Annotated in this window: 17 protein-coding genes and 1 tRNA gene; 7 read left to right on the forward strand and 11 right to left on the reverse strand. The window is 65.2% G+C overall.

Annotated features, from left to right (window positions below; all coding sequences use genetic code 11):
• Positions 1 to 27: 27 nt before the first annotated feature.
• Complete coding sequence (locus SRAA_RS08030) at positions 28 to 1,185, reverse strand: fatty acid desaturase (RefSeq protein ID WP_082039981.1); 1,158 nt, start codon at positions 1,183 to 1,185, stop codon at positions 28 to 30.
• Between the two features lie 219 nt (positions 1,186 to 1,404).
• On the opposite strand from SRAA_RS08030, the gene rpsT reads away from it, so the two are divergent.
• Positions 1,405 to 1,707 (forward strand): 30S ribosomal protein S20, encoded by a 303-nt coding sequence (rpsT, locus tag SRAA_RS08035; RefSeq protein ID WP_045531977.1) that lies wholly within the window; start codon positions 1,405 to 1,407, stop codon positions 1,705 to 1,707.
• Between the two features lie 157 nt (positions 1,708 to 1,864).
• Here the strand turns inward: rpsT and SRAA_RS08040 are convergent, their stop codons facing one another.
• Positions 1,865 to 2,209 carry a DUF3579 domain-containing protein gene (locus SRAA_RS08040; protein ID WP_045531979.1) on the reverse strand — a complete coding sequence of 115 codons (345 nt, stop codon included), beginning with the start codon at positions 2,207 to 2,209 and terminating at the stop codon, positions 1,865 to 1,867.
• 258 nt (positions 2,210 to 2,467) lie between these two features.
• On the opposite strand from SRAA_RS08040, the gene SRAA_RS08045 reads away from it, so the two are divergent.
• The 4 genes from SRAA_RS08045 (at position 2,468) to grxD (ending at position 6,419) form a co-directional block, all read left to right on the forward strand.
• Complete coding sequence (locus tag SRAA_RS08045) at positions 2,468 to 3,679, forward strand: aspartate aminotransferase family protein (protein ID WP_045531981.1); 1,212 nt, start codon at positions 2,468 to 2,470, stop codon at positions 3,677 to 3,679.
• A gap of 46 nt (positions 3,680 to 3,725) precedes the next feature.
• Positions 3,726 to 4,688: an ornithine carbamoyltransferase gene (argF, locus tag SRAA_RS08050; RefSeq protein ID WP_045531983.1), complete on the forward strand. Its 963-nt coding sequence runs from the start codon at positions 3,726 to 3,728 to the stop codon at positions 4,686 to 4,688.
• A gap of 49 nt (positions 4,689 to 4,737) precedes the next feature.
• Positions 4,738 to 5,985 carry a BaiN/RdsA family NAD(P)/FAD-dependent oxidoreductase gene (locus tag SRAA_RS08055; RefSeq protein ID WP_045531985.1) on the forward strand — a complete coding sequence of 416 codons (1,248 nt, stop codon included), beginning with the start codon at positions 4,738 to 4,740 and terminating at the stop codon, positions 5,983 to 5,985.
• 107 nt (positions 5,986 to 6,092) lie between these two features.
• On the forward strand, positions 6,093 to 6,419 hold the full coding sequence (gene grxD, locus SRAA_RS08060) for a Grx4 family monothiol glutaredoxin (RefSeq protein WP_045531987.1): 327 nt from the start codon (positions 6,093 to 6,095) through the stop codon (positions 6,417 to 6,419).
• Between the two features lie 15 nt (positions 6,420 to 6,434).
• Here the strand turns inward: grxD and SRAA_RS08065 are convergent, their stop codons facing one another.
• Positions 6,435 to 7,064, reverse strand: coding sequence for a lytic transglycosylase domain-containing protein (locus tag SRAA_RS08065; RefSeq protein ID WP_171820232.1), 630 nt, complete (start codon positions 7,062 to 7,064; stop codon positions 6,435 to 6,437).
• 15 nt (positions 7,065 to 7,079) lie between these two features.
• Complete coding sequence (locus SRAA_RS08070) at positions 7,080 to 8,825, reverse strand: proline--tRNA ligase (protein WP_045531989.1); 1,746 nt, start codon at positions 8,823 to 8,825, stop codon at positions 7,080 to 7,082.
• A 193-nt stretch (positions 8,826 to 9,018) separates the two neighbouring features.
• Between SRAA_RS08070 and SRAA_RS08075 the strand changes: the two genes are divergently transcribed.
• Both SRAA_RS08075 and SRAA_RS08080 read left to right on the forward strand, forming a co-directional pair.
• The gene (locus SRAA_RS08075; RefSeq protein WP_045531991.1) at positions 9,019 to 9,663 is read left to right on the forward strand and encodes an RNA pyrophosphohydrolase; all 645 of its coding nucleotides are present in this window, start codon (positions 9,019 to 9,021) and stop codon (positions 9,661 to 9,663) included.
• Between the two features lie 110 nt (positions 9,664 to 9,773).
• A complete protein-coding gene (locus SRAA_RS08080; RefSeq protein ID WP_171820233.1) occupies positions 9,774 to 10,274 on the forward strand; it encodes a CNP1-like family protein in 501 nt (166 codons plus the stop codon).
• An 18-nt stretch (positions 10,275 to 10,292) separates the two neighbouring features.
• Here SRAA_RS08080 and proB read toward each other — a convergent pair whose 3' ends face one another.
• From proB to SRAA_RS08115, 7 genes are all read right to left on the reverse strand, one after another.
• Complete coding sequence (proB, locus tag SRAA_RS08085; protein ID WP_045531993.1) at positions 10,293 to 11,471, reverse strand: glutamate 5-kinase; 1,179 nt, start codon at positions 11,469 to 11,471, stop codon at positions 10,293 to 10,295.
• Between the two features lie 71 nt (positions 11,472 to 11,542).
• Positions 11,543 to 12,613, reverse strand: coding sequence for an Obg family GTPase CgtA (cgtA, locus tag SRAA_RS08090; protein ID WP_045531994.1), 1,071 nt, complete (start codon positions 12,611 to 12,613; stop codon positions 11,543 to 11,545).
• 112 nt (positions 12,614 to 12,725) lie between these two features.
• The gene (gene rpmA, locus SRAA_RS08095) at positions 12,726 to 13,001 is read right to left on the reverse strand and encodes a 50S ribosomal protein L27 (RefSeq protein WP_045531996.1); all 276 of its coding nucleotides are present in this window, start codon (positions 12,999 to 13,001) and stop codon (positions 12,726 to 12,728) included.
• A 13-nt stretch (positions 13,002 to 13,014) separates the two neighbouring features.
• Positions 13,015 to 13,326: a 50S ribosomal protein L21 gene (gene rplU, locus SRAA_RS08100; RefSeq protein ID WP_029462341.1), complete on the reverse strand. Its 312-nt coding sequence runs from the start codon at positions 13,324 to 13,326 to the stop codon at positions 13,015 to 13,017.
• Positions 13,327 to 13,398: 72 nt separating this feature from the next.
• Positions 13,399 to 13,474, reverse strand: a tRNA-Thr gene (locus SRAA_RS08105).
• A 14-nt stretch (positions 13,475 to 13,488) separates the two neighbouring features.
• Entirely contained in the window at positions 13,489 to 13,980 is a 492-nt protein-coding gene (locus SRAA_RS08110) for a ClpXP protease specificity-enhancing factor (RefSeq protein WP_045531998.1), read from the reverse strand.
• Positions 13,981 to 13,993: 13 nt separating this feature from the next.
• Positions 13,994 to 14,605 (reverse strand): glutathione S-transferase N-terminal domain-containing protein, encoded by a 612-nt coding sequence (locus SRAA_RS08115; protein WP_045532000.1) that lies wholly within the window; start codon positions 14,603 to 14,605, stop codon positions 13,994 to 13,996.
• Between the last annotated feature and the right edge of the window lie 93 nt (positions 14,606 to 14,698).

Raw genomic sequence — 14,698 nt, forward strand, 5'->3', positions numbered from 1 at the left:
AGGCCAGCACACTGCGGCTCAGGCGGATCAACTGCGGGCAGCGTAAGACGGCGCCTGGGCGCTGGTCGGGTGGCCCTGGAAATCGGTCCAACAGCGCTGGGTGAAGTCGTACAGCTTGCACTTGCGCGCGGTATCAAAATACCAGCGCCAACTGAACTGCTGGATGATGATGCGCCCGGGCAGCATGTCTTCGAGTTTCTGTTGCGCTTCCTTGAGCTTATACAGCGGCACGCTCATATCGACGTGGTGAGCGGTGTGCTCCATGATGTGGTGCACCAGCGCCCCGATGCGGTAGGGGAACTGCAGGTGCACGGTGGTCGAGACGAAGGGCGCCGCCTTGGCCCACAGGTGCTTGTCGTCGTGCCACTGCACGCTGGTGTGGGTGTGGTGCACATACACCACGAAGCCGATCATGGCGTTCCAAAACAAAAATGGCACCACAAAACCCATGACGATCAGCAGCCAAACCGCCTGCCCGGTGGCCACGGCCGCCCACACCAAACCTGCGTTCCAGAGCAGCGCCACCGCCGAGACGAACACCCCGTCCCAAATGAACTCGGAGCGCTGCGTGCCCATATAGGTTTTGCGCGGGAAGAACATGCGCAGCCACCACATTTCGATCAGGTAGTACAGCGCCGGGCCCCAGCCGCTGCGGTAGATGCGCTCCAGGGCACGGCGGCCGGGCGAGAGGGCCTCGAACTCGGCCTTGCTTAGGGGGGCCCAGACAAAATCCACCCCCTTGAGGTTGGTGTAGCCGTGGTGCACCACGTTGTGGCCCACCTCCCACAGGCTGTAGGGCGTGAGCGATGGGATCATGGCGATGCGACCCAGCACCCGGTTCAGGCCGCGGTGCGGGGTGTAGCTCTGGTGGCAGGCATCGTGCCCAATGATGAACAAACGCCCGATCACAAAACCCGCCGCCAGCGCGCACAACAGCTTGGCCCACCAGGCTTGCAACAAAATGGTGCCAGCGATCAGGGCGGCAAAAATGGCCCAGTCCAGCACCAGCAGCGCCACCGCGATGGCGGTGCGGCGCTCGGCCAGCGGGCTGATCCAGCCGCGGATGACCTTGCGGTGTGGCAGCGGGGCTCCGGTTGGGACCGGACGATCGGAGGCAGCGGATGCTGCACCGGCTGCGGCTTGGAGCGGCTGCGCGCCGCTGAGGGGGTCTGGTGAAGTGTGCATCGATGAACGCAGGGGTTAAAAACGCCCGATCGGACGGCGCGCGGGACTCGCCTAGGCAACAACCATCTAGGCCTGTGCATTTTATTCCCTTATCCCCTACAGCAACTTGACAGACCGCAAAGACATCGAAACGCAGGCCAAACCCCACACAACAACCACCGGCCTAGCTATAATCTAGGGTTTTGCTGGCAACATCCACAAACAACTCAAGGAACCCACATGGCCACCAAGCCCAAGAAAAAGAACCCACGTCTGGCGTCCGGGCGCAAACGCGCACGGCAAGACGTCAAGCTCAACGCCGCCAACACCTCGTTGCGCTCCAAATACCGCACCGCCGTCAAGAAGGTCGAAAAGGCCGTTCTGGCAGGCGACAAAACCCAAGCCTCGGCACTCTTTGCCCAAATGCAAGGCGTGGTGGACTCGATTGCCGACAAGGGCATTTTCCACAAAAACAAGGCCGCTCGCGACAAGAGCCGCCTGTCGGCCAAGGTCAAAGCCCTGGCCAGCACTGCAGCGGCCTGAGCCAAGCTCAGACCGACCGCCCAGGCTTGGGGGCTGCTAGGCCCCCTGCACAGCCTGCCGTTTGAACCGGGTGCGCTGCCAGCAAATCCCGCTCGATCGCAAAAAACCGCCACCGGCCCCGCGCCTGTTGGCGGTTTTTTCTTGGGCGAGGCGCGCGCTATGGGGCCGGAGCCTGGGGTGCAGGGTGCCCTGGGGCGGGATCGGGCAACAGGCAGGCTTCGACCACTTGCAGATCGTTGTCGCGGGCAAAACCGAGCACGAAATCCCACGCCATGGGGTCGTAGTCGCGCAAAGCGGTGTGCAGCACCACGCACTTGACGCCGTTGATCACTTTGGGTATGCACCACGGCGAGTAGCCCAGATGCGCGCCCGGCACCCGACCCGCTGGGTGAAACGGGCTCATCACGCCAGACAGGCGCTCGGCCCAGTCGCTCGGGCGAAAGGGCTTGCCGCTGCTCGTCAGGCCTTGGATAAAGACTTCATTGGCGCTCGGAGAGACCATGGGGGTACTGGCCCAAAAAGGATGGCCCACCAACCGCCGCCGAGGATCGCTCGCCGCACAGAGTGAACCGGTTGAGACCGATGGGTTAACGCAAGTATTCTATCTTATATAAGACTTGGTGGTTGGGGACGCCCGCTGCTCGCGCAGCAGCGCCTACAATGAACCCCCGCTGCGCCCGGCCGCCCCTTGGCTGCGCGCCGGCACCGCCCCTGTAGGCACACGCCTTTACTTCAACCCCTTCCAACCAGGACCCGATCCATGCTCCCAGCCGCCCCGGTGCAAGCGCACGTCATGAACACCTACGGCCGGGTGCCGATCGAGCTCTCGCACGGCCAGGGTTGCCGGGTTTGGGATGTGCATGGCAAGGTCTATCTGGATGCGCTGGGCGGAATCGCCGTCAACACGCTCGGGCACGCGCACCCCAAGCTGGTGCCGGCGCTGCAAGCGCAGATCGGCCGCCTGATGCACATCAGCAACTACTACTACCACGCCGCCGCCGAGGAGCTGGCGCAGTTGCTGGTGCAGCGCTCGGGCCTGAGCAATGTGTTTTTCTGCTCCAGCGGGCTGGAGGCCAACGAGGCCGCGCTCAAGCTGGCGCGCAAGTTTGGGCACGACAAGGGCATTGCGCGGCCCGAGATCGTGGTCTATGAAAAGGCCTTTCACGGCCGCTCCATCGCCACCCTGAGCGCGACCGGCAACCCCAAGGTGCAGGCCGGGTTCGAGCCGCTGCTAGAGGGCTTCATCCGCGTGCCGCTCAACGACATCGAGGCAATCCGCCGCGCCACCGTGGGCAACCCGAACGTGGTGGCGGTGTTCCTAGAGGCCATCCAGGGCGAAGGCGGCGTCAACCCGGCCAGCGCCGACTACCTGCAGCAAGTGCGCGCGCTGTGCGACACCCACGACTGGCTGCTGATGATCGACGAGGTGCAGTGCGGCATGGGGCGCACCGGCAAGTGGTTTGCGCACCAGTGGGCCGGCATTTTGCCCGACGTGATGCCGCTGGCCAAGGGCTTGGGCTCCGGGGTGCCGATCGGGGCCGTGGTGGCCGGCCCCAAAGCGGCGCAGCTGTTCCAGCCCGGCAACCATGGCAGCACCTTTGGCGGCAACCCGCTGGCGCTGCGCGCGGGCATCGAAACCATCCGCATCATGGAAGAAGACGGGCTGCTGGAGCACGCCGCCCAAGTGGGTTTGCAGTTGCAGACGCTGCTGAGCACGCAGTTGCTGCGCGTGCCCGGCGTGCGCGAGGTGCGCGGCAAGGGGCTGATGATTGGCATCGAGCTCGACCGCCCCTGCGCCGCGCTGGTGAACCGCTGCGCCGAGGCCGGGCTGCTGATCAGCGTCACCGCCGACCGCGTGATCCGCTTGGTGCCGCCGCTCATCCTCACTGCGGCCGAGGCCGACGAGATCGTGGCCCTGCTGGTGCCGCAGATCAAGGCCTTTCTGGCTGAAACACCGGCTGCCGCGGCCTAAGCTGCCAACACCAAAACCACCCTTCACGCCCTTGGAGCCCGCGCCCATGACCCCCGCCGCCCCGCCGCTCAAGCACTACCTGCAATTCAAGGATTTCAGCGCCGCCGAGTACGCCTACCTGTTCGAGCGCACCTGGCTGATCAAGCGCAAGTTCAAAACCTACCAAAAGCACCACAGCCTGTGCGACCGCACGCTGGCCATGATTTTCGAGAAAGCCAGCACGCGCACCCGGGTCAGCTTTGAGGCCGGCATGTACCAGATGGGCGGCAGCGTGGTGCACCTGACCACCGGCGACAGCCAGCTCGGGCGCGCCGAGCCGATCGAAGACAGCGCGCGCGTGATCAGCCGCATGACCGATCTGGTGATGATCCGCACCTACGAGCAGAGCAAGATCGAGCGCTTTGCGGCGCACTCGCGCGTGCCGGTGATCAACGGCCTGACGAACGAATTTCACCCCTGCCAGATTTTGGCCGACCTGTTCACTTGGCTCGAACACCGGGCCGCCCGCGCCGATGGCGGGATCGACGTGGGCGCGCTGCGCGGCATCCGCGTGGCCTGGGTGGGCGACGGCAACAACATGGCCAACACCTGGGTGCAGGCGGCGCAGGTGCTGGGCTTCAAGGTGCACGTGAGCACGCCCAGCGGCTACGCCATCAAGCCCGAGGTGGCCGGTGTGAGCGCCGACGACGCCTGCTGGCAGGCCTTTGACAACCCGCTGCAAGCCTGCGCCGGGGCCGATCTGGTGACCACCGACGTCTGGACCAGCATGGGCTTCGAGGCCGAAAACGAGGCGCGGCGGCAGGCCTTCGCCGCCTGGTGCGTAACCCCGGCGCTCATGGCCCAAGCCCACCCCGAGGCGCTGTTCATGCACTGCCTGCCCGCGCACCGGGGCGAGGAAGTGGCGGCCGAGGTGATCGACGGGCCGCAGAGCGTGGTCTGGGACGAAGCCGAAAACCGCATGCACGTGCAAAAAGCCCTGATGGAATACCTGCTGCTGGGGCGGCAATAATCCCCATGCCCTTGCCCATGCCCGTGCCCGCACGTCGTCTTGGCCCTGCATGACCCCGGCTTTTGACGTGGCCATCGTCGGCGCGGGCGCGGCCGGCTTGTTTTGCGCCGGCATCGCGGGCCAGCGCGGGCTGCGCGTGCTGCTGCTCGATCACGCGCCCAAGATGGCCGAGAAAATCCGCATCTCGGGCGGCGGGCGCTGCAATTTCACCAACCGCGACCTCGACCCACACCAGCCGCAGCGCCACTTTTTAAGCCAGAACCCGGCCTTTTGCCGCTCGGCGCTGGCGCGCTACACCCCGGCCGATTTCATCGCGCTGCTGCAGCGCCACGGCGTGGCGTGGCAAGAAAAGCACAAGGGCCAGTTGTTTTGCACCCGCTCGGCGCAGGACCTGATCGACCTGCTGCTGCGCGAATGCGGCGCCGGCGGCGTGACGCACTGGCAGCCCTGCCGCGTGCTGCACGTGGCTTACAGCGACGCCACCCATGCCGAGGGTGCCGCCGCCCTGCCCTACACCCTGCAAACCGAGCGCGGCAGCGTGGTCTGCCGCTCGCTGGTGGTGGCCTCCGGCGGCTTGCCGGTGCCCAAAATCGGGGCCAGCGACTGGGGCTTGCGGCTGGCGCAGCAGTTTGGCCTGGGGCTGGTGGAACCCCGGCCGGCGCTGGTGCCGCTCACCTTCGAGCCCCAAAGCTGGGCCCCTTATGCGCACTTGGCCGGGCTGGCGCTGCCGGTGCGCATCAATACCGGCAGCAAAAAACAGGCCATGGCATTCGACGAAGACCTACTCTTTACCCACCGCGGCCTGAGCGGCCCGGCGGGGCTGCAAATATCGAGCTACTGGAACCCCGGCCAAGCCTTGCGCATCGACCTGCACCCCCAAGCCCGGCTCGACGCCGCGCTGCAAACGGCCAAGGCAGCAGGCGGGCGCAAGCTGCTGCCCAACGCGCTGGCGCAGCACCTGCCGCAGCGCCTGTGTGACATTTGGACGCAGCACCGGCCCGACTGGCAGCGCCCCTTGAGCGATTGCAGCGACAAGGCGCTGGCGCAACTGGCCGAGAGCCTGCACCACTGGGCCCCCAGCCCCAGCGGCGACGAAGGCTGGGCCAAGGCCGAAGTGATGCGCGGCGGCGTGGATACGCGCCAGCTATCCTCGCAAAGCTTGGAGTCCAGCCAGCCCGGGCTGTACTTCATCGGCGAAGTGGTGGACGTGACCGGCTGGCTCGGCGGCTACAACTTCCAATGGGCCTGGGCCAGCGCGCACGCCTGCGCGCTGGCTTTGCCACCCAGCCCGCACTGACACGGGCGTAGGGGAAACCAGGCCACGGCAGCGCACAAAAAGGCTCTGGGCGATAATCGGGCCCGTTTCCTATCCTCGACCCCCAATCCTTTGCACCGGCAACCCCCATGACTGACACCCAACAACGCATCGACAGCTTGGTCAAATCGCACGAAGTCGTGCTGTTCATGAAAGGCACCGCTTCCTTCCCCATGTGCGGCTTTTCGGGCCGCGCGCTGCAAATTCTCAAGGCCTGCGGCGTCGAATCCAGCGCCGTCAAGGCCGTCAACGTGCTCGACGACCCGGCCATCCGCCAAGGCATCAAGGACTACAGCAATTGGCCCACCATCCCGCAACTGTACGTGCGCGGCGAGTTCATCGGCGGCTCCGACATCATGGTGGAGATGTACGAGTCGGGCGAGCTGCAGCAGGTGCTGTCCGCCTCCAAGGTCTGAAGCAAAGCAGCGCGCTTAGCCCACCCGCCAGCGCTGCTGCGCCGCAAACACCGCGTTGGGGTAGGGGCTGCGGCCGCGGCTGCCGTTGTAGCGGCCCAGCGCCAGAAACAAATCTCCGCGCTCGCGGTCGAGGTAATGGCGCAAAATCACGCAGCCAAAGCGCAGATTGGTTTTAAGCTGAAACAGGCCGCCCACGTCGCCATCGCCGATCAAACGCGCCCAAAAGGGCATGATCTGCATAAACCCGCGCGCCCCCACGACCGAGATCGCAAACTGCCTGAAGCCGCTCTCGACCTGGATGAGGCCCAGCACCAGCGACTCGTCGAGCCCGGCGCGGCGGCTCTCGTACCAAACCGTCTGAAAAAAATCGACCCGCTGTTGCAGTTCGGGCATGCGCCGCGCCAGCCGTGGGCTGAGTTGCGTGAGCCAGCGCAAATAGGCCATGCGCGCTTCGCTGCTGGGGAACTCGGGCTCTAGCGGGTCGTTGAACTCCACCGCGGCGCGCAAGGCGTGGCGCACCGAATCGGCCAGCGGTTCCTCCAACTGGCTGGCCGCCACCGGGCGCAGCGGCCAAGCGGCCGTGGCTGCCGCAGCGCAGCCCAAGGCGGCGCTGGTCCAACGGCGGCGGCTCCAAGCTGCGGCCACATCAACCCCCTGGCTTCACAAGCCCAGACGCTGGCGCAGCCACGGCAGCGCCTCGTCCAGCGCCAGCTTGCTGGGCTGCGCCTCGCGCCGGTGCTGGTACTCGATCTGGCCCTCTTTGAGGCCCTTGTCGCCCACCGTCAGGCGGTGCGGCACGCCGATCAGCTCCCAGTCGGCAAACATGGCCCCGGGGCGCTCGCCGCGGTCGTCGAGCAGCACATCGACTCCCAGCGCCTTCAGTTCGCCATAGAGCCGCTCGGCCGCCTCGCGCACTGGCGCGCTGCGCTCCATCCCGATCGGGCAGATCACCAGCGTGAAGGGGGCAATCGCGTCGGGCCAGATGATGCCGCGCTCGTCGTGGTTTTGCTCGATCGCCGCCGCCGGCAAGCGCGTGATGCCAATGCCGTAGCAGCCCATCTCGAACGGTTTGGGCTTGCCGTCTTCGTCCAGAAAAGTGGCGTTCATGGCGCGGCTGTATTTGGTTCCGAGGTAGAACACATGCCCGACTTCGATGCCGCGCTCGATTTGCAGTTCCCCGGCCCCGTCGGGCGAGGGGTCGCCCGGCAGCACGTTGCGGATGTCGGCCACGCAATCGGGCTCGGGCAGGTCGCGGCCCCAGTTGACGCCGGTGAGGTGGTGATCGGCCTGGTTGGCACCGCAAACCCAGTCGGCCATCAGCGCCACTTCGCGGTCGGCAACCACTTGCACGGGCTGCTTGAGCCCGAGCGGCCCGAGGTAGCCGGGTTTGCTGCCAAAGTGGGCCACGATCTCGGCCTCGGTGGCAAAGCGGTAGCCCAGATTGAGCCCCGGCAACTTGCCCACCTTGACCTCGTTCATGTCGTGGTCGCCGCGCAGCAGCAGCAGCCAGATGCGGGTGGCGACGATTTCGTCGCGCTCATTGATCTCTTCGGTGGCCAGCACCAGCGACTTGACGGTGCGCGCCAGCGGCAGACCGAGCAGCGCAGCCACGTCGGCGCAGGTGCTTTTGCCCGGCGTCGGGGTGAGCGTGAGCAGCTGGCTCGGTGCCGGGCGCGGGCCGGCCGGGGCCAGCGCCTCGGCCTTTTCGAGGTTGGCGGCGTAGCCGCTGTGCGGGCAATAGACGATGGCGTCTTCGCCGGTGCTGGCAATGACCTGGAATTCTTCGCTCAGGTCGCCACCGATGGCCCCGCTGTCGGCCGCCACGGCGCGGTAGCGCAGCCCAAAGCGATCAAAAATGCGCCGGTACGCCGCCCCCATGGCCTGGTAGCTGGCCTGCGCCGCGTCGCGGTCGCGGTCGAAGCTGTAGGCGTCTTTCATGGTGAACTCGCGCCCGCGCATCAGGCCAAAGCGCGGACGCCGCTCGTCGCGGAACTTGGTCTGGATCTGGTAAAAATTTTTCGGCAACTGCTTGTAGCTGCGCAGCTCTTGGCGCGCAAGGTCGGTCACCACCTCTTCGCTGGTGGGCTGCACCACGTAGTCGCGCTGGTGCCGGTCTTGGATGCGCAGCAGCTCGGGGCCCATTTTTTCGAAGCGCCCGGTCTCTTGCCACAACTCGGCCGGTTGCACCACCGGCATGGTGAGCTCGATCGCTCCGGCGGCGTCCATTTCCTCGCGCACGATGCGCTCGACCTTGCGGATCACGCGCAAGCCCATGGGCAAGTAGGTGTAAATGCCAGCCCCGAGTTTTTTGATCAGGCCGGCGCGCAGCATCAGGCGGTGGCTGGCCACTTCGGCGTCGGCGGGGGCTTCTTTGAGGGTGGAGATGAAGAACTGGGAGGCTTTCATGGGGCGTTGTAGCTAAAGATTCGATGCAGCCCCGCAAGTCTGGGACGCAGTGGCACGCAGCAGCGCAACCGAATCAGCGCCGAATCGCAAGGATTCAGCCGGGCCCGGTTTTGGCCTGCGCCGACCTCGGAAATGCCACCTGCGCGTGCGCCAGCGGTGCATAATCGAGTCAGTTTAAAAATTGGGGTTGATTATGCTTGACAGAGACGGCTTTAGGCCGAACGTCGGCATCATTCTGCTCAACCAGAAGAACCAAGTGTTCTGGGGCAAACGCATCCGCACCCACTCTTGGCAATTTCCGCAAGGCGGCATCGACCGGGGCGAATCCCCCGAGCAGGCCATGTTCCGCGAGTTGCACGAAGAGGTCGGACTCAAGCCCGAGCATGTGAGCATCGTGGCCCGCACACGAGACTGGTTGCGCTACGAGGTGCCGGACCGCTACATCCGCCGCGAGGCGCGCGGTCACTACAAGGGCCAGAAACAGATCTGGTATTTGCTGCGTCTGCTCGGCGGCGACTGGCTGCTCAACTTGCGTGCCAGCAGCCACCCCGAGTTCGACGCCTGGCGCTGGCACGACTACTGGGTGCCGCTGGACGTGGTGGTGGAATTCAAACGCGGCGTCTATGAAATGGCGCTCACCGAGCTGGCGCGGCATTTGCCCGCGGACGGGCGCCCGCGCAGCGCTCGCTTCCCAACGCGCCCGCGCGGCAGCTTGGCGGCCAACGACTTGATGCCCCCGCACATGGAGCTCCCCCCCGGCGCCGTTTTCGACCCCATCCCCCAGTTTGAGGGCAGCATACAAACGCCCATTCACACCGATCGATCCTCCACCCCATGAGCAAGCTCCACCTATCCGCCCCCCTTGTGCCCAAGCGGGCTGTTGCTGCTGCCCGGCAAGCAGGCAGTGGGCGCCTGCGTTGGATGGCGGCTTGGGCACTGGGAGCCAGCTTGTTGGCGGCCTTGGCCCCCGCGCAGGCCCAATTTTTGACCGAAGGCGAGCAGTGGCAGGAAGAATCGGTTCCCCCGGCGCCCCCTTTTAGCACCCAAGGCTTGGTGCCCTTCGAGGTCGGTGTGGATTCGCCGCTGCGCTTTGGCTTGGTGCCCGATACGCTGCAACTCGGCGCCGACGGCGTGATTCGCTACGTGGTGGTGGCCCAAAGCACGAGCGGCGCGGTCAACGTGATGCATGAGGGTCTGCGCTGCCGCACCCAAGAGATGCGCACCTACGCGCGCTGGTCGCCCACGCAACTGCCACTGCCCGCCCCTTTTGCTTCCGAGGCCGGCCAGTGGCGCAGCGCCGGCGAGACCCGCTGGCAAGGCTGGCGCGACCACGCGGCAGGCCGTCCGGCTTGGGCGCTGGCGCGTGCGGGTCTGTGCGACGGCGCCGCCCCCAACGGCCGCCCGGCGCAGATGCTGCAAGCGCTGCGCCAAAACCCCCCGCTGCGCTGAGCGGCGCCTTCAGACCACTCAGCCGCTGCGGCTGGTGAGCACCAGGTTGTCGCGGTGGATCATCTCGGCTTCGGCGGCGTAGCCCAGCAGGCGCTCGAAATCCGCCGAAGCCTTGCGGCACAGCAGGCGCGCTTCGGCGGCGCTGTAGTTGGCTAGGCCGCGCGCCAGCTCGCTGCCATCGGGTGCGCGCAGCGCGATCACGTCGCCGCGCACAAAATCGCCCTCGACCGCCGTCATGCCGATCGGTAGCAGGCTCTTGCCCTCTTGCACGATCTTGGTGGCGGCCCCGGCATCCACCCGCACCGCCCCGCGCAGTTGCAAATGGTCCGCCATCCACTGCTTGCGCGCCTGCAGCTTGGGTGTATCGGACAACAGGCAGGTGCCGATCGGCTCGCCTTCGAGCAGGCGCAGCAGCGCGTCGGGATCGCGCCCCCAAGCGATCACGGTGCTGGCACCCGACCGCGCCGCGCGCTTGGCGGCCAAAATTTTGGTGATCATGCCGCCGGTGCCGATGCGTGAACCAGCCCCGCCGGCCATGGCTTCGAGCTCCGGGTCGCCGGCGCGCGCCGCCGCGATGAAGCGCGCATCCGCTTGTTTGCGCGGGTCGGCGCTGTAGAGCCCTTTTTGGTCGGTCAGGATCACCAACAGGTCGGCCTCGACCAAGTTGGCCACCAGCGCGCCCAAGGTGTCGTTGTCGCCGAACTTGATCTCGTCGGTGACCACGGTGTCGTTCTCGTTGATCACCGGCAGCACCCGGTGCGCCAGCAGCGTGAGCAGGGTCGAGCGCGCATTCAGGTAGCGCTCGCGGTCGGCCAGGTCGGCGTGCGTGAGCAGCACCTGCGCGCTGCGCAGCCCGAGCTGGCGCAGCTTGCTCTCGTACATCTGCACCAGCCCCATCTGGCCCACCGCCGCCGCAGCTTGCAGCTCGTTGAGGGCTTTGGGGCGCACCGCCCAGCCCAAGCGCTTCATGCCCTCGGCAATGGCGCCGCTGCTGACCATGATCAGCTCACGCCCTTGCCCCACCAGGGTGCTGAGCTGCACGCTCCACTGGCCGATGGCGGCTTCGTCGAGCCCGCGCCCCTCGTTGGTGACGAGGCTGGAGCCGACCTTGACCACGATGCGGCGCGCTGCGCGCAAGCGCTCGGCCACGGCGGCTTCGGTGACACGCCAATCGGGCGCTGGGCGGGCTGGATCCATGGAAGCAGGGAGGTGTGGAGGTTGTGAGGATGCAGGCAGCAGCGTCAAGGCGTGCTTAAGGGCTTGAGGGCTTAAGGGTTTGCCTGGGGCTCGAAACGCGGATCGACCTCGACCGGCGGGCGTTCGGCCTGCTGGCTGGCCGCAACATGCTGGAAAATTTGCTGCACCAAGCGCTCACAGCCCTCGCGCGTAAGCGCCGAAATCTCGAACACCGGCCCCTTGTGGCGGTAGCGGCGCACAAAATCGCGCACCCGCTGCGCACGCTGCTCGGCCGGCACCATGTCGAGCTTGTTGAGCACCAGCCAGCGCGGCTTGGCGTGCAAGGCCGGATCGTATTTTTTGAGCTCTTTAGCGATGGCGCGCGCCTGCAGCACCGGGTCTACCGCCTCGTCGAAGGGGGCCAGATCGACGATGTGCAGCAGCAACCGGGTGCGCTGCAAGTGGCGCAAAAACAGGTGTCCCAGCCCGGCGCCTTCGGCCGCCCCTTCGATCAGGCCCGGCAGGTCGGCGATCACAAAGCTCTTTTCCGGCCCCACCCGCACCACGCCGAGGTTGGGGTGCAAGGTGGTGAAGGGGTAATCGGCGATCTTGGGCCGGGCATTGGAAACGGCGGTGATGAAGGTCGATTTGCCGGCGTTGGGCATGCCCAGCAAGCCGACGTCGGCCAGCAGCTTGAGCTCCAGTTGCAGGTTGAAGCGCTGGCCCGGGTAGCCGGGGGTTTTTTGGCGTGGGGCGCGGTTGATCGCGCTCTTGAAGCGCAGGTTGCCAAAGCCGCCATCGCCGCCCTTGGCCAGCAGCACCAGTTGCCCGGGCTGCAACAACTCGTGCAGCAAGGCCCCGCTGTCGGCGTCGCGCACCAAGGTGCCGACCGGCATCTTGAGCACGATGTCTTCACCCTTGTGGCCAAACATGTCGGAGCCCTTGCCGTGCTCGCCGCGCTGGGCTTCGAACTTGCGCGTGTAGCGAAAATCCACCAGCGTGTTGAGGTTTTCGTCGGCCAGCGCATAGACATGGCCGCCACGGCCACCATCGCCGCCGTCGGGGCCGCCGAATTCCTTGTATTTTTCGTGCCTGAAAGAGGCGCAACCGCTGCCGCCATCGCCCGCTGCAACCTCGATCGTGGTTTCGTCAACAAACTTCATGGGGCTATTGTGGTGCAAATAAAACAGGCCCGCAAGCGGGCCCGTAGGGGGTATGGGTCTAAGCTTGCAGCGGTACCAAACCGCAAGAAAGCCCAGCCGTTACCGCAAGAACTCAGACCGACTCGGGCACTTTCGTCGCCTCGACGCTGATCACCTTGCGGTTCAGTGCGCCCTTGACAGCAAAACCCACCGTGCCATCGACGGTGGCAAAAATGGTGTGGTCTTTGCCGATGCCGGTGCCGGTGCCGGGGTGGAATTTGGTGCCACGCTGGCGCACGATGATCGCGCCGGCCGAGATAGCTTGGCCGCCAAAGACCTTGACGCCCAGCATCTTGGGTTGTGAGTCGCGGCCGTTACGGGTTGAGCCGCCGCCTTTTTTCTGTGCCATGGTGTGCCGCTCCTTAAGCTTGGATCGAGCCGATCTGCAGCTCGGTGAAGTTTTGCCGATGGCCTTGACGCTTCTGGTAGTGCTTGCGACGGCGCATCTTGAAGATGCGGATTTTGTCGCCACGACCGTGCGAGACCACAGTGGCTGTGACCGTTGCGCCGCTGACCAAGGGCGTGCCAACCTGGATGCTGTCGCCGCTGCCGACGGCCAACACCTGATCGATCACGATTTCTTGACCCACGTCCGCAGCAATCTGTTCTACTTTAAGTTTTTCGCCAACGGCAACGCGATACTGCTTGCCGCCGGTTTTTATGACCGCGTACATTGGAAACCTCAAATGGTGATTTCTTTGGGCTGATTCCCAAAGAATTGAGCATTATACCAAAAACGGGTGGGGTGGTGCCGCCTGTCGGATTCGAACTGACGACCTACCGCTTACAAGGCGGTTGCTCTACCAACTGAGCTAAGGCGGCGATAGGTGCGTATTCTACTTCACGCGCCGCAGGGCTGGCCGGCCGGTGGGGCTGCCACCAGGCTTGGGGGGATCCGATGGTGCCTCGGAGTCGCCCGACTCCGGGATTTGCTCAGACCCAGTGGCGTCGGCCTCGACCACTTTTAAACCCACGCGGGTGCCCTCGTCCTCGCTCTGCTGCAGCGGCGCGGGCGCTTCGAACGCCATCCCGTGTCCATTTTCATGGGCAAAAATGGCCAGCACATGGTCAATTGGCACTTGCACATCGCGCGGCACCCCGCCAAAGCGGGCCTTGAACTCGATCGTCTCGTTGCCCAATTGCAGGTTGCTGGTGGCCTCGTAGCTAGAGTTGAGAACGATTTTTCCGTCCTGAACGAACTCTCGTGGCACGCGCACGGTGGCATCGACCGCCACCACCAAATGGGGCGTAAAGCCGTTGTCGCTGCACCACTCGTGCAGGGCGCGAATCAGGTACGGCCGGGTGGAGGGGAGTGGGTCCTGACTCATGGCGGCACAGCCCTTATTTGCGCATCACTTTTTCGGACGGCGTGAGCGCCTCGATGTAGGCCGGGCGCGAGAAAATGCGCTCGGCATACTTGAGCAGCGGTGCCGCGTTCTTGCTCAGTTCGATGCCATAGTGATCGAGGCGCCACAGCAGCGGCGCAATCGACACGTCGAGCATCGAGAAGTTGTCGCCCAACATGAATTTGTTTTTCAGGAACACCGGGGCCAACTGGGTCAGGCGGTCCCGGATGTGGCTGCGGGCTTTGTCGATCGACTTGTCGCCGCTTTTGAGGCTGCGGTTTTCCAGCACCGAAACGTGGACGAACAGCTCTTTTTCAAAGTTGAGCAAAAACAAGCGCACCCGGGCCCGCTCGACCGGGTCACCCGGCATCAGCTGCGGGTGCGGGAAGCGCTCGTCGATGTACTCGTTGATGATGTTGGACTCGTACAGGATCAGGTCGCGCTCGACCAGAATCGGCACCTGCGCGTACGGGTTCATGAGCGCGATGTCTTCTGGCTTGTTGTACAAATCGACGTCGCGGATTTCAAAGTCCATGCCTTTTTCAAACAGCACGAAACGGCAGCGATGCGAGAACGGGCAGGTGGTGCCTGAATACAAAACCATCATGAGCTAAAGCCCCTCGATACAAAAAACAAACAGTGGTGCGCCCCCATACAGCCCAAAACGGGGCGGGGCAGACCACTGTCTAAAGCAGGCCCA

Source organism: Serpentinimonas raichei, assembly GCF_000828895.1.
Lineage (GTDB): Bacteria > Pseudomonadota > Gammaproteobacteria > Burkholderiales > Burkholderiaceae_C > Serpentinimonas > Serpentinimonas raichei.